We start from the raw sequence: 17,963 nt of genomic DNA on the forward strand, positions 1-17,963 counted from the left end.
CGGGGAAGTGGTTGTGCAGCACCGAGATGGTCGATAACGCGACCATCGCGCCGACCATCAGTACGTCGCCGTGGGCGAAGTTGATGATGCCCAGAATGCCGTACACCATTGTGTAGCCCAGTGCGATGATGGCATAGACGCTGCCCAGCACCAGTCCATTGATGATCTGCTGGATCAGGATATCCATTTTGCTTGCCCGAAGATGAAATGTGCTCTGGTCCTGCAAGCGAATCGAAACCTGTCACCCGCGAGTCGCCAGAGGCGGCCCAATGGCGTAGATACAGGCGCCGATGTACCCGCCGGGTGAAATTCGCTTATGGGTCGCTCGCCAGACCTTTGCAACGCAGAACTGATGCAATGTCTGGTTGCTCAGCGGGGTATGAGAAAGCAGGCTCGATATTGCCTAGAGCCTGATTTGATTGCTATGTGCGGAATCGCGCGCCCCATAGAGGGGCAGGACTGAAGCCCCGCGCCGGCGCCGACTTCGATGCTGCTAGAGCTAGCATCACTCCGCGCAAAGTCAGAAGACTACTAGCCGCCGCTGCCGCTCACGGTCTTGATCGGTTGCCATTGCCCATCTTTGACTTGATACAGGGTCGACACCGGGCTCTTCTGGTCACCATTCTTATCAAACGATACGTTGCCAGTGATGCCGGTGTAATCCATGGATCGGATCGCAGGAGCGAACACGTCTGGTTTGGTCGACCCGGTCTTTTTCATGGCGTCAATGGCGAGAAGCGTCGCATCATACGCAAACGGAGAGTACGTCAGGTTCTCAGTTCCGAACTTCGTTTTGTACTTGCCCGCGAACTCCCTGCCGCGCGGAAGTGAGGCGAGCGGACGCCCATATTCCCACGCCATCGAGCCGTCGGCCGAGGATCCGGCAATCTTCGTGAAGACCGAGTCCGCTACCGCTCCCCCCCCGAGGAACTGGGCCCGCAAACCGAGTTGTTTCATCTGTTTGACGACCGCGCCAGCCTGCTCGTCGAGGCCACCGAAGTACAGCAGGTCAGCGTTTGACGACTTGATATGAGTCAATTGAGCCCGGAAGTCGACAGCCTTGTCATTCGTATACTGCTGATCGACGATGTTGCCGCCGGCCGCTTTGACTGCCTTGATGAACTCTTCTGCCTCGCCTTGCCCGAAAGCCGTCCGATCGTCCATGACGGCAATGCGCTTCGCATTTAGCACAGTAACTGCATATTTCCCGGCAATTCCAGCATTCTGCGCATCGGTCGGTATCATGCGAAAAACCGTCTTCAGACCGTGTAGCGTGATTTCCGGGTTGGTAGCCGACGCAAGCAGAATGGGAATTCCGGCGTTCGCGTACACGGGCGAGCTAGGCAGTGCAACGCCGGAATTCAGCGGCCCAACCACGAAAGCGACCCCGTCATCCACCAACTTCTGGGCAGTCTGCATCCCGACACGGGGGTCTCCCTGATCATCCATAGAGTCCAGCTCGAATCGCACGGCCGCTCCGCCGATCGTCGGGTGCTGTGCGTTGGCCTCGTCAATCGCCATACGTACGCCGTTCTCGGTGTCCTTTCCCAGGGCGGCGCCGCCGCCGGTCAGCGGCGCAGAAACGCCAATCTTGACTACCTGGTCAGCACTGGCAGTTGCGGGAACACTTGCGCAGAGGCCCGCCATCAGCGCCGTGGAAAGCAGCCCCATACATCTGTTTTTATTCAACATGGTTAAACTCCTGATCGCATCCAAAATTCACTTTCAAAAAATTCGCAAGACCGACGATCTGAAAATCAAATTGCTCCGTCGACGACAGAATCCAATTGATCCCATCACGAGTCTGCCGTCCAATTGCGTCCAATTTTGTAAGACTTCGGGAACCAGCAAATCCACGATTTCGTGTTACTTTCCTCTCGCCTCCTGAGCTCAAAATCGCACTATCGGCTCTGCGAAACGCGCGGAATGCAGACGGGCGGATATCCTTGACGACGCCACAACATCCGCTAGCTTCCGAGTCCGTTGCGAATCGCTATCGCTTCTGTCGCGTTGCTCTGCCTCCACTCAAATCAACACACTCGATGGCTGCTAAGTGCAATGAATACTATCGAGCCGAAATGCAGTTGGCGTAGAACAAAACAGACGACGTTGTGAAGCTTTCAGCCATGCCGGGTATTCACCTAGGCAGAGAAGCCCGACAAAGCGCCTCCCTTGTCGACCAGATGGTGTGGACACGCGCTTAAAATGTGTCCGCTGTCAAGCCCTTAGTGCAGCCGGATAGCCGCGCAAAAGGCCATATGGGGCAATGAGTTAGGCCCGATTCCAGCCGCCGCGCGCACTTGGCCCCATACTGGCCAAGTGCCACCTCATTTGACAAAGCCGTCCGATGGACCCCAAGCGCTTGGCGTAGAGAGCTAAGCAACGGCGCATCGTTGACGGATTGCGTTAACTTGTCTTGGACGAGCGCGATAAGTTTTGACCCCACGTAAGTACCCTGTCTCATCAAAGGCTGACCTCCAGGCTGCCACGCCTCCGGAGGGCAGCGGCGACTCTGCGGAACGAGTTCGATCAAGCGGCTGGCCTCGGCGGGATACGTTCGACAGGTTCTGGGGCGTCGTTCATAAATCTTGCACTGGTTGTCTGTCGAAAGGTTCGGGCAACCACTTCCCAGGGGGGCCGCCAACGTCACAATGACGCGGATCGGCAAGGCTCCGGACATCCCAGAAAATGACCGTTCGCGCTTGAACGTCGCGACAAAATTAGTGAGGGGTGGTTCATCTACCCACGGTATCGCCTCACAAAGCACCTCAACGGGATTTCCATCATGCAACCAGGACAAAGCTTCTTCAATCGAAAGTGGAAGCCTGAATCCACGGCAGCAATCACCGCATTCGGTACATCGAAAATCAATATCCATTATTCTTAACTCTTCTAAATCGGCAGGCTCGGGTCAACGGAGACCATCTTTTTTAATTTCTATTCAAGAATAAGTCAGCTACGAGCAAGCCTGGATCGATAGCCGTCATAGCGACCGACTGATCCCAAAGGCGTCGTGCGAGCGTGGGGTCCTGTGCCTCTGCGGATCTAGACGCCTCGCCCGAAACACCTCTCACACCGCGAAAACCGATTGGCCCGTAATAGGCGCCAGGCTTCACGGGGGAGGTCGCGCCCTGCAGCGCGGGCCACGCACCCTTATCCGCGCTATTGAGCAGGACGCCAAAGAGACCTTAGGCGCTGGGTACACCAGCATCAGCGCGACACCGGCCGACATAAAGGCACTACGCGGATTGGCCGTGGCTCACTCGACCCTGGTCCAACGCTGGCTGCGGAAGAACGGCCCGATATACCCACGCACTTCGAGCGCCTTGCCGCCCTCGATAGGCTTGAGCCGCACGCCGTAAACCTTGCCGTTGTTCGGATCGAGGATGTCGCCGCCTCCCCAAGTGCCGTCACCGGATGCCTTCACATTGCGCATGATCGTCATGCCCAGCATCGGCTGGTTCTTTCGTTCGTCGGCGCATAGCGTGCACTTGTCGTTCTGGCGCGCCGGGTCGAGCAGTTTTTCAAGCTTCCCGCTTTGAACCCCGGCCGTTTCGCTGATGCGCACCAACGACAGCGGCTGCTTGGTGTCGTCGTCGTACATCTGCCATACGCCCACCGGGGTACTCTGCGCTAGTGCGGTGCCGCCCGTCAGAGTGAGGGCCAGCGTCAAGGCGATCATCGGATTACGTTTCTTCATTGGTTGCTCTTGGTTCTAGTTACCGCAGGGCGGCGGGATTCGTATAGGTTCTCACTTCGATTCCACCAGTGCCTCGCTGGCGTTCCACAGCCGCTCAGCGACAGCGTCGTCGAGCGCCACTGGGTTGGGCGAACGCAGGGGCCATCCGCCGGCGCGGGAAGCCTTGTCCTGGTAGCGGGCGATCTGGCTAAAGTAGGCACCCGATTGCTGCTCGACCTCCGGCGCCAGCAATGCGTGCAGCGTAGTCTGCGCGCCTTCCCATGGTTCGATCATGCCGACCAGACGCAGTACTGGCTGCAGCAGCAGGCGCTGCAGCCACATCGGCAGCGGGATCTTCACAAGGTTGGTGCGCACGAAGCCAGGGTTGACACTGGCGGTCGTCACACCGGTGCCGGCCAAGCGGCGGCCCAGCTCGCGCGCGTGCAGCAGGTTGGCCAGCTTGGATTGCGCGTACGCCTCCCACGTATCGAACGGGCGGCGCTCATAGTTCAGGTCATCGAAGTGGATCTCACCTTTACGGCCCATCGCGAACTCGTGGAAGAAGCTCGACAGGTTGACTACACGTGACGGCGCCCCAGCTTTGAGCCCTTCCATCAACAGGTTGGTAAGCAGGAAGTGCCCGAGGTGATTCACGCCAAATTGGGTTTCGAAACCGTCCTTGGTGCGACCGAACGGCGTCTTCATCACGCCGGCATTGTTGACTAGACCCTGCAGCTCGGGATGGTTGCGGTTCACCTCGGCCGCGAAAGCGCGCACCGACTTTAAGTCGCCCAGCTCGAGCTGGTACACGACCAGCTTGGCCGCCCCCGTTTCGCGGCGGATCTCGGCGGCCACGCGCGTCCCCTCGTTGACGCGCCGCACACCCATGATGACAGTGGCGCCCTGTTTCGCAAGTTGCTGGGCGGTGACCAGGCCGATGCCGGAATTGGCGCCAGTGACGACGTAGGTCTTGCCGGTCAAATTCTGGCTGAGAAGTTCTGAACGAACGATGAGTGGGGTAGACATGTTGTGCTCCGCTGAAGGATATGGTAAATAAGGAACCAGTGGTCTTCAATATAAAAGACCGGTGGTCTTCTGTCAAGCGGTAGTCCACCCGAAACAGTTGAGGCATTCATCACTTTTTTCGATTGATCTTTATGACAACACCAGATTCATTTCAACGAGCGCGTCGGCCAGAACAAAAAGAGGAGCGCCGCCGGCACCTGCTGGGCACGGCCAAGGCGGCCCTGCACGCGGGCATGGATGTGAGAGAGCTGGGCTTGAACGAACTGGCGCGGCAGGCGCAGATGACCAAATCGAACGTGTACCGATATTTTGAGAACCGCGAGGCACTGCTGCTGGCCTTACTGGAGGAGGAGTCGGCGCATTGGAGAGACGATCTGGGCGCCCGACTCGCCGCCGCCCCGCGGGTCTCGCCGGAACTGATCGCTCGCGACTTCGCCAGCGCAAGCGCGGCCTACCCGCTGATGTGCCACCTATTCAGCATCTTGCCTTCTATCATCGAGCGCAACGTCTCGACCGAGAGGCTAACGGCATTCAAGCGCAGCTCATTGAAATTAATATCGGATGTGGCCGAGCAACTTCATCGTTTGGCGCCAGCGCTGCCGCTCACCGCATATGTGACGTTCCTGCGGCTAGCGATGGCGCTGATGATCGGATTGTGGCCGCTCGCAAGCCCGACCCTGGCCCTGAGCAGCGTGCTGGAGCTGCCGGAACTGCAACCGTTGCGCTATGAATTCGAAACCGATCTCGCGGCGGGCCTGCTGCTGGTGCTTCGGGGCTTGGAGTCACCAGTCAACGCCGGGTGACGTCGTCGGCAGAAAACTTGGCCGCTACCATCATCCAGAGGACGCGTTGCGCCGAACCCCAATTTCCCAAGACACTCGATTGTCGCGTACTGTCGCGGCGAGCTGCTGCCCCATCCGCAGCTCAATCACCGGCTTCCACGGCACCGGGCTGAACCCCATTTCATCGTCAAGCATCGCGTAGCGCCCACTGGCAAGCACTACGCTACGCCGGTAGATGCCGGCTACGCGCCGCCCGTCGGACACCGGACGAGGCTCCAGCCCGGTTTCGGCGGCAATGTCCTGTGCGACCTTCGCCAGCTCATACCCTAATCCTAATGACAGCCCGACGGGCCGCAAACTGCGGCAACCGGCTCGGAAGGTTTGCCCCTCGCCCCCCGAGCAGAGGGTCGCCGCCCCGGAGGACAGCGCCCGATACCTATCTACTGATTCTGGACGGACCAAACGTCACGCAGCGGTCCAATCGAGTACCACCTTCCCGCTATTTCCGGACAACATCGTGTCGAATGCTTTCTGATAGTCGGCGACAGGAAAGTGATGCGTGAGGATTGGGGAAAGATCGAGACCGCTCTGAAGCATCGCCACCATCTTGTACCAGGTCTCGAACATCTCCCTTCCGTAAATGCCCTTCAGTTCGAGGCCCTTGAAGATCACCTGATTCCAATCAATCGCCGTCTTTGCCGGAGGAATACCGAGAAGCGCAACCTTACCACCATGATTCATTGCTTCCAGCATTGCGGTAAACGCGCTGGGCACGCCCGACATTTCAAGACCTACATCGAATCCCTCGGTCATCCCCTGATCGATCATGACGCTGTGAAGATCCTCCGTCGAAACGTTGACTGCGCGGGTTGCCCCCATCTGCGTCGCGAGGTCAAGGCGATAGTCGTTGACGTCCGTGACGACCACGTTTCGAGCCCCGACATGTCGCGCGATGGCCACCGCCATCACCCCGATTGGGCCCGCTCCGGTAATGAGAACGTCCTCGCCAACAAGGTTGAACGAGAGCGCAGTATGGGTAGCGTTACCGAATGGGTCAAAGATGGCGGCCAGATCGTCCGAAATGTCTTCCGGAATCGTGAACGCATTGAAAGCGGGAATGCACAGGTATTCCGCGAACGCACCTTCGCGATTCACGCCAACTCCCGTGGTGTTTCGGCAGAGATGGCGACGCCCCGCCCTGCAGTTGCGGCAAAAGCCGCAGGTAATGTGGCCTTCGCCCGACACTCGGTCGCCGAGCGCAAAGCCTTTCACTTCCCGGCCCATCTCAACGATCTCACCAACATATTCATGCCCCACATGCATCGGCACAGGAATCGTCTTCTGGGCCCAGTCGTCCCATTTCCAAATGTGGATGTCGGTGCCGCAAATGGCAGTCTTGCGAATGCGGATCAACACGTCGTTCGGCCCCACCTGCGGTCGCTCGACCTCCGTCAGAGTGAGACCTGGCCCGCGCTCAAGCTTAGCTAATGCTTTCATTGCTGTGTTTCCTGTCGGTCAAGGTATCGCAGTTGCACGAAGCCAACGGCTTTACTGAATCACTCCAAGCGAACGGCCGACACGCGCGAACGCATCGACCGCGCGATCAATCTGTTCGAACGTATGGGCGGCGCTCATCTGTGTCCGGATCCGCGCCCTGCCCTTCGGCACGACCGGGTAGGAAAAGCCAATTACGTAGACACCTTCCTTCAGCAGTGCCTCCGACATATTCAACGCCAATTGAGCGTCACCCAGCATGACCGGGATGATCGGGTGCTCGCCCGGAACGAGGTCAAAGCCCAGCGCGCTCATCGACTTGCGGAAATGCGCACCATTTTCTCGAACGCATTGGCGCAGCGCGACTCCTTCATTGCCGGCGAGTAGTTCGAGGACCCTCAGGGACGCCGAGGCAATGCTTGGTGTGAGCGTGTTCGAAAAAAGATAAGGACGGCTTCGTTGCCGGAGCATGTCAACGATCTCCTTGCTCGCAGCAACGTATCCGCCCGATGCGCCGCCCAGTGCTTTGCCGAGGGTCCCGGTGATGATGTCAACGCGCCCGAGAACGCCACAGTGTTCGTGGGTTCCTCGGCCGTTCGTACCGACAAATCCGACCGCGTGCGAGTCGTCCACCATAACGAGCGCGCCATATCGATCGGCGAGGTCACAGATACCCTGAAGGTCAGCAATAATTCCGTCCATCGAAAACACGCCATCCGTCGCGATCAGCTTGAATCGAGCGCCGGCAGCGTCCGCTTCTTTCAGACGAGTTTCGAGATCGGCAAGATCATTGTTTTTGTAGCGGAACCGCTTGGCCTTGCAGAGACGTACGCCGTCGATGATGCTGGCGTGGTTGAGTTCGTCGCTGATGATCGCGTCTTCCTCACCGAGCAACGTCTCGAAAAGGCCGCCATTCGCATCGAAGCAACTGCCGTACAGGATTGCATCTTCTGTGCCCAGGAATTCGGCCAGCTTTTCCTCAAGCGCCTTGTGAACGCTTTGCGTACCGCAGATGAAACGAACGGATGCCATGCCGAAGCCATCTGCATCCAGGCCAGCCTTCGCTGCTTCGATCAGTCGCGCGTCGTTGGCCAGTCCCAGATAGTTATTGGCGCAGAAGTTTAGCACTTCCTGACCGCTTTCCAGTTTGATGCCGGACGCCTGAGGACTCCAGATGACGCGCTCAGTCTTATAAAAACCTGCAACACGCATCTCTTCAAGCGTCGCGCGCAGATGTGAACGGAACTGATTCTTCATGCATTCTCCCAGATATGCCGGGGTTAGGAAGTAACTGTCGAACTCTGGCTTCTTTGCCTGTAGCCCTTCGGTGCTACTTATAAAAACGTTGATATACCAAAGCATTCGATATATCCAATAATTTAATCAGCAATTAGCGACGTTGACCGCGAGTCCCCCCTGAGAGGTTTCCTTGTATTTGGACAGCATGTCGAGACCGGTTTGCCGCATAGTCTCGATTGCCTCGTCCAGCGACACCCTGTGCGTGCCGTCGCCTCTTAGCGCCAATGACGCTGCGACAATTGCCTTGTTGGCGCCGAACGCGTTACGTTCTATACATGGAATTTGCACCAACCCTCCGACCGGATCGCACGTCATGCCCAGATGATGTTCGAGAGCGATCTCCGCAGCGTTTTCGATCTGATAGGGCGAAGCGCCAAGCACTGCGGCTAGACCAGCAGCTGCCATTGCTGCCGCCGAACCGACTTCACCTTGGCATCCAACCTCAGCACCCGATATCGACGCATTCATCTTGACCAACCCGCCGATGGCAGCAGACGTAAGCAGGAAGTCACGCGCACCTTCCTCCGAATAGTTATTGCAAAAATCGCGGTAGTACCGAAGGACAGCCGGCACGATCCCGGCCGCGCCGTTGGTTGGTGCAGTGACGACGCGGCCGCCCGAGGCGTTTTCCTCGTTCACTGCGATAGCGTATGCAGAAACCGAATCCATAATCTCGTGCGGATACTTGTATTTCTCCACATGGCTAATCTGGATCTTTTCGTAAAGTGCCTTGGCCCTACGCTGCACATTCAAATTACCTGGCAAACGGCCCTCAGTACGCAGGCCGCGATCAATACAGTCAAACATTGCATTGCGGACCATGTCCAGACCGGCCCTAACCTCATCGTGGCTTCGAAGACCCTCTTCATTTACACGCTGAATTTCGGAAATGCGCATTCCGGTGCGATTGCACAGCTCGAGCAATTGAACACCATTTCTGAAGACATGCTTCGCGGGCTCCTGCGGAGGCGCTGACGCGCTTTCCCCCTCGATTGTGACGAATCCACCTCCGATGGAATACGCAATTCTTTCCAGCAGGAGATCCCCTGCCGCGGAGAATGCCCTGAACCGCATCCCGTTGGTATGCCCGCTAAGCAGCGTCTCGTAATCAAATTTCAAATCCTGCACAGGATCAAAGCCGACGGGGCGCTCGCCGCGCACGATGAAACTTTTGAACTCTTTAAGCTGCCTGACGAGTTCAACAACCTTGTCTGGATCGACGCCGACCGGTGTTTCGCCGAGCAGTCCCAGACAGATGGCAGAATCCGTTCCGTGCCCGAAGCCGGTCCAGGCGAGTGACCCGAACAGCTCAACGGATATCCGCGAAGTGTCCGGACTGAGTTCATCGCGGAAGCTCTTCGCTGCGACCATCGGCCCAACCGTATGCGACGATGACGGGCCGATGCCAATCTTGAACAGATCGAATGTGCTAATCATGTCGATGTGAATGACAGGTTAGGGTGGGTTGTAGACTGCGGCCGAATTTTGCCGGCGACGCCCGAAGCGTTCCTGCTACCGGTCATCCCCTGGCTGGCGCGACCGCTCAAACGCTTCACGCGAGTTGGTCAGTCGAACACAAAGGCGGTTCGTATCTTTGCGTATCTTCGGCTTGTGCAACGTGATGGAGACCGCTTCCATCTCTGCGTAGGAGACGAACGACCACGCGGCAATCTCAGCGGCCAACGACTCAAGTAGACGAATGTGTGGGCGACCTGCGAGATAGTTGATGAGCCGCGTGCAATATGCGTCGTAGTCAATATAGCGATCGCTCGAAGGGAATCCTGATGAGTAGGTAAATACCCCGTCAAAAACGACCGGCTGCGGCGCGCTCTCTTCATGGGGATGCAGTCCTACTCGCACAAAGATGCGCAATCCTTCCACAATGATCTGGCAAGCAACTCCACGGGCCTCGTTCGACGTAAGAGTTACGTTCGCGGGTAGATCATCCATGTTCATCCTCGAGCCCACTGTTATCGGAAAACGATGGTCCGCGTTCCGCTCAGGAACACGCGACGCTCGATATGAAGCCGCACCGCCTTCGCCAGAGCTAGAGATTCCAGATCACGACCGGCCGCCGCAAGGTCCTCTGCGCGAAACTGGTGATCCACGCGCTCGATCGCCTGCTCGATGATAGGACCTTCGTCGAGATCGGAGGTCACATAGTGCGCAGTTGCACCGATGAACTTGACGCCACGATCGTAGGCCTGACGATACGGCTTGGCACCCTTGAAGCTGGGCAGCAGTGAATGGTGGATATTGATCGCCCTTCCAGCCAATTTCCTGCACAGATCGTCGGACAGTACTTGCATGTATCGTGCGAGGATAACCAGTTCGCTTCTTGTTTCTTCGACAAGCCCAAGCAATTCGGCTTCCTGTGCCGGCTTTCTCTCAGGGGTCACCGGTAGAACGTGATACGGGATGCCATGATGTTCCACCTGAGCGCGAAGCGTCTCATGGTTCGATACAACGGCGCTGATATCCATACCGAGATCGCCCGTGCGCACGCGATAAAGAAGGTCTTCGAGACAATGGTCCGCCTTGCTGACCATAACCAGTACGCGGGGTCTATAAGCTCGCGCTTGAATGTGCCACTGCATGCCAAACCGCGCCGCCGTCCGCGGGAAGTCCTTGCGAAGGATTGCCAGCGTTTCAGGGGCATTTTCACAAGCTCTGAATACGACGCGCGAATAGTAGTGATTCGCCTCTTCGTCGTCGTACTGGGCGAGCTCGGTGATGTCACAATTGTGTTCTGCAAGAAAGGTTCCGACTGCGCCCACGATGCCACGTGCGCCCCGACTGGTTACCGTCAGCACATAGTAGTCTGCGTCAATCGTGCGATGAACGTCAGGTTCAACCGTGGCCCCTTCAACTTCTCTTATTGCGTCAGCGAGCGACATTCCTGCTCCTACATATGCATTCAAGGAACGCACGGACTTGCGCATTCCCGATAAATCAACCTTCTCAGTCAGTCCCTGTCCTCGTAAATCGGAAAACGGGCACACAAATCGCGAACTTGGTCGCGAACCGAGTTCGCAACGGTTGCGGCTTCGATATCGCCGGCCGACGTGGACCTAAGTACCTGAACGATGAGATCTGCGACAGTCTCGAACTCCTTAACACCAAAACCACGGGTCGTTCCTGCCGCAGTGCCCAGACGGATTCCGGACGTGATTGCCGGACGTGCCGGGTCAAAGGGAATCCCGTTTTTGTTGCAGGTCAGACCAGCTTTCTCCAGCGCGATTTCTGCATCCTTGCCGGTTACTCCAAGCGGACGCAGATCGACTAGAACGATGTGGCTGTCCGTACCACCGGAGACAATCGTTGCGCCGTGATGCGACAGTCGAGCGGCAAGCGCACGTGCATTGACCAGAACCGACTCGGCATAGCTGCGGAACGACGGCTCGAGTGCTTCGCCGAAGGCCACAGCCTTTCCAGCAATCACGTGCATCAGCGGCCCGCCTTGAAGACCGGGAAAGACCGCGGAATTAATCCTCTTGGCCAAAGCTTCGTCATTCGTGAGAATGAGGCCCCCGCGCGGACCGCGAAGGGTCTTATGAGTCGTGGACGTAACGACGTGTGCGTGTTGCATCGGCGATGGATACACCCCTGCAACGATAAGACCTGCATAATGCGCCGCGTCCACGAGCAGGTAGGCACCCACGTCGTCGGCAATAGCGCGGAAGCGGGCAAAGTCGATCTGACGCGGATAGCTTGACCCGCCAGCGATAATCATCTTCGGGCGATGCTCCTTTGCCAGACGCGCCACTTCATCGTAGTCGATATGCGCCGTGTCCTGACGAACGCCGTAACCGATCGCGTTCAGCCATTTACCAGACAGCGTCGGCGGCGCCCCGTGCGTGAGATGCCCACCCGCCGACAAAGCCATGCCGAGAATCGTATCGCCCGGTTGAAGGAGGGCAAACATAACAGCGCTGTTTGCTTGCGCGCCCGAATGTGCTTGCACGTTCGCAAACTCGCAGCCGAACAGCTTCTTCGCGCGATCGATCGCAAGTTGCTCGACCACATCGACGTGCTCGCAACCACCGTAGTAGCGACGTCCGGGATAGCCTTCGGCGTATTTGTTCGTGAGCACGGAACCCTGAGCGGCCAGGACCGCCTGGGAAACAATGTTCTCCGATGCGATAAGTTCGATCTGATGTTGCTGACGATCGAGTTCGTCGCCGATTGCGCTGAACACCTCCCGATCAACGAAGTCTTCCGGCGTGAACTGAATCGGAGAAAACTCGACAATAGATTTCATGATAAGTTGTCCTAATTAGTATCAATCGTTGTTTGTAGACTGGCGTGGAGACGCATAGCAGGTACGACCCAAATACACCGACCCGAGGCGAAACCGCTGGCCCGCAGTCCTTCTCCACCAGCCCACGCCCTGCCCGTCAGATCTTCTTAGTCCGCGAGCTATCAGCGATAAGACTCACGACGCCTTGTATGACGAAATTCTGCTTTCCCGCGTCGCGGCATGTTGGAGCCAATCGGAAAAGTAGGAAGCCCGGCTACGCTCGACGCCTAGCAACCATCCGTCGTCGTTGCTTCTCAAGAGTACGACTGGGATACCAGCAAGCAGCGTTCGCTTGCAACACCCCTCGGGTAGCCCTTTTGTATCGAGAGAGACGAAGCCGCCCGCCGTCAGAACGTCCAGCGATTTCGGCCCATTCAGTTCGAACCACGAGAGATAGTCGGAAAACACGGCGGCGTTCACCCGCTTGTCGGGAAATGAGCCATTCACGCGTTCGATCAACTGGAACTCATCATCGGGCCTGCAGAGAACGAGCCACGACCGCGGCGTCAGCCACAGGCCAGTGGTGCCTCGATTGCTGGCCGTCGTCATCCCCGGTCCTGCCGGTAGACTGAACTCAAGAATCTCTGCCAGACGGGTCGTAACGCCCGCGACGTCGACTGCGCAGTTGATGATGACGGAGCCGATGTCCGAACGCTCTGACAGCGTCGCGCATTGCGCGCCGAAGCTAGCGATAGGCGCAGCTGTGCCGAACGAAACGCCGAGTGCAGAGATGGATTTGAGCGTCATGCTTGCAACCTGTCATTGCTGGGATCATAGAAGGTCGGGTTACAGATCTTGCAGGTAATGACCTTGCCGTCGCTGTACACCTGGACCGTATCGCCATCGCGGCTATGGCCTTTTTCGATCAGTGCCAAACCGATCGACCGCCCGACTGATGGGCTGTAGCACGCGGACGTGACATAGCCGATCGTCGGGCACGGAACCATGCTGTGCCCGTCACCCAGCACCCGTCCGCCCACGCTCAGACTGCCGGTCAACGCGGTGAGGCCGACCAGTTGCTCCTTCTCCTCGCTCACTGCGAAGGAGAGTTTCAGGGAACGCCGGCCGATGAAATCGCCCTTTCGCTTGGAGATCAGCGAACCCATTCCAATATCGAGCGGCGTGGTACGTCCGTTCGTTTCGGAACCGAGGTGGATATACCCCTTTTCCAACCGCAAGCGAAGCCATGCTTCCATACCGACCGGTCGGACCTTTAAGGCATCGCCCTTCTCGATGATCGCTCGCATCAGTGCGGACGCAAACCGAGACTGCACCGAAATCTCGTACTGCAGTTCACCCGTGTAACTGATCCGCGCGACGCGTGCGGGAACACCACAGATCTGACCTTCCCGGAAATCCATGTGTGGAAAAGCCTCATGCGCGATGTCAAAGCTCGGATCCAGTCGCGCCAGCAGATCCCGCGCTTTCGGACCAGCAATCGCAATGGATGCCCAGTTGGACGTCACGGCCGAGATCGCCACCCGCATATGCGGCCATTCCGTCTGGCGCCAACGTTCGAACCATGCTGCCACTGCTTCAGCGTTGCCCGACGATGGTCCTGCCAGAAAGTGATTTTCGCCGATACATGTCACGACACCGTCGTCGAAGATGACACCATCTTCACGCAGCATCACCGAATAACGGATGCGGCCCGGCTTGAGCGTCGCCATATTCGAAACGTAGAATTTGGCGAGAAACTCGGCTGCATCAGGACCGGTCACCTCGATCTTGCCCAGCGACGAGCCGTCGAACATGCCCACGTGATTGCGTACAGCTGACATCTCCGCCGCGACAGCGTTTTCACGATCGCTGCCGTTCGACTGATACCAGTCGGGACGCTCCCATCCGAAATCCTCCATCACGCCACCGATCTCACGATGTACATCGTCTCCCGGCAGGTAACGCCGTGGCTGATGGCGGTCGCCCAACCGACCGTTTGCGATAGTACCCATGCGTACTGCCGTATAAGGCGGTCGGAACGTGGTGGTCCCAACGGCCTCCATCTCGCGACCAGTCGCCTTCGCCATGACTGCGAGGCCGTTGATGTTGGAGGTTCGGCCCTGATCGGTACCCATCCCAAGCGTCGTATACCGCTTCAGATGCTCAACGGACACATAATTTTCCCGCGCCGCGAGTTCGACATCGGAAACCTTGACATCGTTTTGCAGATCCACCCACATCTTGCCTGGCGAGCCGCAGGACGGCTTCCAGATCGGATCGACCGATCCATAGCTCCGCGCGACCGCCGAGGGTCCCGCAACACTTACGGTCCGGTCGTGCCCCTTCGCAATCTCAACGGCCGCGCTCCACGCGTCGGCCATGGACTCGATCAGGTCTGCCGTTCCTGCCGCTCCGCCTACTATCTTCCACCCCAACGGAGCGCTAGAGCAAATAAACGTGCTGCTGTTCGCGTCATAGGTCGGCTTCGCGCCTCTATGCGCCGCTAGATGGATAAGGGGCGTCCATCCTCCGGACACCGCGAGTCCATCACACTGGATTTTCTTGCGGCTGCCATCGCGGCCGCGAACCGTAACGCTCACAAGTCGACGGTAGCCACCTGACTTCTCGATTTCGCTCTCAAAGAAGCAAGGAATGTTGAGCGCCTGAGCTTCCTTCGCATGCACCGCTTTGTGCCTGCTACGGGTGTCGATGATCGCTGCCACCCGGGCACCTGCGCGATGAGCATCAATGGCAGTCAGGTAGGCGCCGTCGTTGTTTGTGTAGACAGCAAGCTTCTTCGCTGGACAGACCCCGAACTCGCCAATCAGTCGGCGTACGGCCGAAGCCAGCATGATTCCGGGCCGATCATTGCCTTCGAAAAGCATCGGGCGATCAATCATACCCGTCGCCAAGATCACGTTGTTCGCCCGGACCTTCCAGTGACGCTCGGCTCGGACACCCTTTCCGTCAACGAAGGCCTGTACCAGCGTGAAGAAGTTCCCCTCATACGCACCGGTCACCGTCGTCCCTGAGAGGACGGTAAATCCGGAACGGGCCCGCATATCCTCTATTACGGACGCGGTCCATGCGCGCGCTGATTTGCCGGCAATTTGCGCCATCTCCCAAAGGCCCGATCCGCCGAGGGTTGCCTGGTCATCGACGACAAATACATCCAGACCGCTTTCCAGGAGCGCGCTGGCCGCGGTCAGCCCGACAGGGCCAGCACCGATGACGAGGACGTCACATGACGCGTGTCTGTACTGGACATCATGGCGGTCAACCGATTCGTCAGGACGACCAAATCCGGTCGCGCGGCGCACAAATGGTTCAAAGTGCTTCCAGTCCGGCCATTTGAACGTCTTGTAGTAGAAGCCGGCGGCGAGAACCTTCGAAGCAAGCTGCGCGACAGCACCAATGTCGAAGTTCGGCGACGGCCAACCACTCACCGTCTCGGCTTGCATCCCTTCGGCAAGACGAATCTGACCTGCGCGCAATGCTGGATAGTAAGCGTAGCCGTCGCGAACAGCGAGCATCGAGTTCGGATCTTCCAGCCCAACGCCATAGAACCCGCGAGGACGGTGATATTTAAAACTGCGCGCGATTACGTTGACGCCATTTGCCAACAGGGCAGACGCCAGCGTATCGCCCGGATGGCCATACATGGTCGCCCCATTGAACGTGAAGCTGATACGCTTCGTGCGATCAATGAGGCCGCCATCTGCCAGGCGGTGGCTTTGCGATACTGTACTCATCGTGCAACCTCTTCCGGGACTGCAGCGTTTTCAAAGCGAGTCACGTTTCCAATCTGATGGGTCACCGTGTCACGCTCTGCCTTGAACCACTGGCCACAACCCGCTGCGCAGCACCATTGCTCAACAATTTCGCCCTTAGGGTTGTCGCGCATGAACAGATAGTCCGTCCATTGGTCGTTCGTTACCGCTTCCGGATCCAGAGGGCGAGTAACATCCGCCTCGCCACCATATGTAAGCTCTTCTTCTGAGCGAAGCTCATTGCAATGAGGACATCGAATTACGATCATGATTTCTACCGTCAGTGTGCGATACCAGCAGCAGCGCCCTCGTCGATGAGGCGGTTGCTGCGGAAGCGATCCAGACCAAACTTTTCTGCAAGAGGATGCGTTCGGCCAGTACTAAGCGAATGTGCGAGGAGAGTCCCACCCGCCGGAATCGCCTTGAAGCCGCCAGTGCCCCAGCCGCAATTGATAAACATGTTGTCGATCGGCGTTGCACCGATGATCGGGGAGCTGTCCGGGACGATGTCAACGATGCCAGCCCAATGTCTCATCAGGCGTAACTGCCCGTAAATCGGGAACATTTCCACCGCCGCTGTGACTACTTTCTCGATTGTCGGAAAGTTTCCACGCTGTGCGTACGAATGGTATAGATCAAGCACGCCACCCATTACCAGTTCGCCTTTTTGCGTCTGGTTGATGTAAACACCCGTACCGGGCGAGATCACGACGTGGTCGAGCAACGGCTTGATCGGCTCGGACACCATCGCCTGCAGGGGGCGGCTAGTAACAGGCAGTCGAAATCCGGCAAGCGAAGCAATCACGCTCGAATGGCCTGCGACTGCTACACCCACGCGATCGCATGCGATAAGTCCTTGGGTGGTGACAATTTCAGTGACCTTGTTGCCGGCCTTGACGAACTCCTTGACCTCGCAGTTCTGAATGATGTCAACGCCGAGCCTGCTCGCCCCGCGCGCATAACCCCAAGCTACGGCATCGTGGCGAATCGTCCCACCACGCCGCTGAATGAACGCGCCCATAACGGGATACCGCGCGCTGCCGTCAACGTTCAGGTGAGGCATCATTTCCTTAACGGTCGCGCGATCGATGATCTCGCCATCGATGCCATTGCAGCGTAACCAGTTAGCCTTATGCTGGGCAGATTCCATCTGATGGTGGTTGTGGATCAACGTGAGCCATCCACGCTGCGAGAGCATGATATTGAAGTTGAAGTCCTTCGACAGTCCCTCGTACAGTCGGAGCGCGAGGTCATAGATAGCCGCGCTCTCGGGAAACATATAATCGGAGCGGACGTTCGTCGTATTGCGACCGGTGTTTCCGCCGCCGATCCAACCTTTTTCCAGAACAGCTACATTCGTTATGCCATGCTCTTTGGCGAGGTAATAGGCCGTGGCGAGGCCATGGCCACCGCCGCCAATGATCACGACGTCATAGTGCCGCTTCGGGGCGGGCGAGCGCCAGGCTGCCGGCCATTTCTTATTGCCCGAAAGGGCGCCGGCGACGAGGCTCGATAGAGAGTAGTTGGTCCAACCCATTTGGAGTTTCCCATCAGATCCGAGACGCACCTGGCGCACAATACGCGATCTGAAAATCAGTTAAACAACGGGAAAGCACTGCGCTCACCTGAACGCCTCAACGAGGGCGCAAGCTCCCTGCCGCCCTACTGTTAAG

16 protein-coding genes and 1 pseudogene are annotated in these 17,963 nt (G+C 57.8%); 1 reads left to right on the forward strand and 16 read right to left on the reverse strand.

The window, feature by feature from the left end:
- The 5 genes from VGL01_RS07645 to VGL01_RS07660 form a co-directional block, all read right to left on the reverse strand.
- Nucleotides 1–187 (reverse strand): ABC transporter permease subunit (locus VGL01_RS07645; protein WP_414720193.1); only part of this gene is annotated, 187 nt, incomplete at its 3' end.
- A 344-nt stretch (nt 188–531) separates the two neighbouring features.
- Nucleotides 532–1,692, reverse strand: a complete 1,161-nt coding sequence (locus VGL01_RS07650) for a branched-chain amino acid ABC transporter substrate-binding protein (protein WP_414720194.1) — start codon at nt 1,690–1,692, stop codon at nt 532–534.
- Nucleotides 1,693–2,200: 508 nt separating this feature from the next.
- Nucleotides 2,201–2,878: a YkgJ family cysteine cluster protein gene (locus tag VGL01_RS26135; protein WP_414720195.1), complete on the reverse strand. Its 678-nt coding sequence runs from the start codon at nt 2,876–2,878 to the stop codon at nt 2,201–2,203.
- A 381-nt stretch (nt 2,879–3,259) separates the two neighbouring features.
- Complete coding sequence (locus VGL01_RS07655; RefSeq protein WP_331568255.1) at nt 3,260–3,682, reverse strand: DUF2147 domain-containing protein; 423 nt, start codon at nt 3,680–3,682, stop codon at nt 3,260–3,262.
- Between the two features lie 69 nt (nt 3,683–3,751).
- The gene (locus tag VGL01_RS07660) at nt 3,752–4,705 is read right to left on the reverse strand and encodes an SDR family NAD(P)-dependent oxidoreductase (protein ID WP_331568256.1); all 954 of its coding nucleotides are present in this window, start codon (nt 4,703–4,705) and stop codon (nt 3,752–3,754) included.
- A 131-nt stretch (nt 4,706–4,836) separates the two neighbouring features.
- On the opposite strand from VGL01_RS07660, the gene VGL01_RS07665 reads away from it, so the two are divergent.
- A complete protein-coding gene (locus VGL01_RS07665) occupies nt 4,837–5,508 on the forward strand; it encodes a TetR family transcriptional regulator (protein WP_331568257.1) in 672 nt (223 codons plus the stop codon).
- A 30-nt stretch (nt 5,509–5,538) separates the two neighbouring features.
- Here VGL01_RS07665 and VGL01_RS07670 read toward each other — a convergent pair.
- From VGL01_RS07670 to VGL01_RS07720, 11 genes and pseudogenes are all read right to left on the reverse strand, one after another.
- Nucleotides 5,539–5,808: pseudogene (locus VGL01_RS07670) on the reverse strand (DUF3363 domain-containing protein); the annotation flags it as partial.
- 144 nt (nt 5,809–5,952) lie between these two features.
- On the reverse strand, nt 5,953–6,984 hold the full coding sequence (gene tdh / locus VGL01_RS07675) for an L-threonine 3-dehydrogenase (protein WP_331568258.1): 1,032 nt from the start codon (nt 6,982–6,984) through the stop codon (nt 5,953–5,955).
- A gap of 51 nt (nt 6,985–7,035) precedes the next feature.
- Nucleotides 7,036–8,238 carry a glycine C-acetyltransferase gene (locus VGL01_RS07680; RefSeq protein WP_331568259.1) on the reverse strand — a complete coding sequence of 401 codons (1,203 nt, stop codon included), beginning with the start codon at nt 8,236–8,238 and terminating at the stop codon, nt 7,036–7,038.
- A gap of 126 nt (nt 8,239–8,364) precedes the next feature.
- Nucleotides 8,365–9,717 carry an L-serine ammonia-lyase gene (locus tag VGL01_RS07685; protein WP_331568260.1) on the reverse strand — a complete coding sequence of 451 codons (1,353 nt, stop codon included), beginning with the start codon at nt 9,715–9,717 and terminating at the stop codon, nt 8,365–8,367.
- 75 nt (nt 9,718–9,792) lie between these two features.
- Nucleotides 9,793–10,230, reverse strand: coding sequence for a dihydroneopterin aldolase (locus VGL01_RS07690; RefSeq protein ID WP_331568261.1), 438 nt, complete (start codon nt 10,228–10,230; stop codon nt 9,793–9,795).
- Nucleotides 10,231–10,250: 20 nt separating this feature from the next.
- Nucleotides 10,251–11,177, reverse strand: a complete 927-nt coding sequence (gene purU / locus VGL01_RS07695; RefSeq protein WP_331568262.1) for a formyltetrahydrofolate deformylase — start codon at nt 11,175–11,177, stop codon at nt 10,251–10,253.
- Nucleotides 11,178–11,245: 68 nt separating this feature from the next.
- A complete protein-coding gene (glyA, locus tag VGL01_RS07700; RefSeq protein WP_331568263.1) occupies nt 11,246–12,541 on the reverse strand; it encodes a serine hydroxymethyltransferase in 1,296 nt (431 codons plus the stop codon).
- A gap of 174 nt (nt 12,542–12,715) precedes the next feature.
- Entirely contained in the window at nt 12,716–13,327 is a 612-nt protein-coding gene (locus VGL01_RS07705; RefSeq protein ID WP_331568264.1) for a sarcosine oxidase subunit gamma, read from the reverse strand.
- Complete coding sequence (locus tag VGL01_RS07710) at nt 13,324–16,272, reverse strand: 2Fe-2S iron-sulfur cluster-binding protein (protein WP_331568265.1); 2,949 nt, start codon at nt 16,270–16,272, stop codon at nt 13,324–13,326. Before VGL01_RS07710 ends, VGL01_RS07705 begins: the two co-directional genes overlap by 4 nt.
- On the reverse strand, nt 16,269–16,559 hold the full coding sequence (locus VGL01_RS07715; protein WP_331568266.1) for a sarcosine oxidase subunit delta: 291 nt from the start codon (nt 16,557–16,559) through the stop codon (nt 16,269–16,271). Before VGL01_RS07715 ends, VGL01_RS07710 begins: the two co-directional genes overlap by 4 nt.
- 11 nt (nt 16,560–16,570) lie before the next feature.
- Nucleotides 16,571–17,827, reverse strand: coding sequence for a sarcosine oxidase subunit beta family protein (locus VGL01_RS07720; RefSeq protein WP_331568267.1), 1,257 nt, complete (start codon nt 17,825–17,827; stop codon nt 16,571–16,573).
- Nucleotides 17,828–17,963 lie beyond the last annotated feature (136 nt).

Origin of the sequence: Trinickia sp., assembly GCF_036503415.1 — a bacterium.
Classification (GTDB): Bacteria; Pseudomonadota; Gammaproteobacteria; order Burkholderiales; family Burkholderiaceae; genus Trinickia.

What these genes read in the sequence shown, in the direction of transcription:
- VGL01_RS07680 (WP_331568259.1), bottom strand. Translation starts at nt 8,238, where the DNA reads ATGAAGAATCAGTTCCGTTCACATCTGCGCGCGACGCTTGAAGAGATG.
- VGL01_RS07665 (WP_331568257.1), top strand. Translation starts at nt 4,837, where the DNA reads ATGACAACACCAGATTCATTTCAACGAGCGCGTCGGCCAGAACAAAAA.
- purU (WP_331568262.1), bottom strand. Translation starts at nt 11,177, where the DNA reads ATGTCGCTCGCTGACGCAATAAGAGAAGTTGAAGGGGCCACGGTTGAA.
- VGL01_RS26135 (WP_414720195.1), bottom strand. Translation starts at nt 2,878, where the DNA reads ATGGATATTGATTTTCGATGTACCGAATGCGGTGATTGCTGCCGTGGA.
- tdh (WP_331568258.1), bottom strand. Translation starts at nt 6,984, where the DNA reads ATGAAAGCATTAGCTAAGCTTGAGCGCGGGCCAGGTCTCACTCTGACG.
- VGL01_RS07655 (WP_331568255.1), bottom strand. Translation starts at nt 3,682, where the DNA reads ATGATCGCCTTGACGCTGGCCCTCACTCTGACGGGCGGCACCGCACTA.
- VGL01_RS07705 (WP_331568264.1), bottom strand. Translation starts at nt 13,327, where the DNA reads ATGACGCTCAAATCCATCTCTGCACTCGGCGTTTCGTTCGGCACAGCT.
- VGL01_RS07715 (WP_331568266.1), bottom strand. Translation starts at nt 16,559, where the DNA reads ATGATCGTAATTCGATGTCCTCATTGCAATGAGCTTCGCTCAGAAGAA.
- glyA (WP_331568263.1), bottom strand. Translation starts at nt 12,541, where the DNA reads ATGAAATCTATTGTCGAGTTTTCTCCGATTCAGTTCACGCCGGAAGAC.
- VGL01_RS07660 (WP_331568256.1), bottom strand. Translation starts at nt 4,705, where the DNA reads ATGTCTACCCCACTCATCGTTCGTTCAGAACTTCTCAGCCAGAATTTG.
- VGL01_RS07685 (WP_331568260.1), bottom strand. Translation starts at nt 9,717, where the DNA reads ATGATTAGCACATTCGATCTGTTCAAGATTGGCATCGGCCCGTCATCG.
- VGL01_RS07720 (WP_331568267.1), bottom strand. Translation starts at nt 17,827, where the DNA reads ATGGGTTGGACCAACTACTCTCTATCGAGCCTCGTCGCCGGCGCCCTT.
- VGL01_RS07690 (WP_331568261.1), bottom strand. Translation starts at nt 10,230, where the DNA reads ATGGATGATCTACCCGCGAACGTAACTCTTACGTCGAACGAGGCCCGT.
- VGL01_RS07650 (WP_414720194.1), bottom strand. Translation starts at nt 1,692, where the DNA reads ATGTTGAATAAAAACAGATGTATGGGGCTGCTTTCCACGGCGCTGATG.
- VGL01_RS07710 (WP_331568265.1), bottom strand. Translation starts at nt 16,272, where the DNA reads ATGAGTACAGTATCGCAAAGCCACCGCCTGGCAGATGGCGGCCTCATT.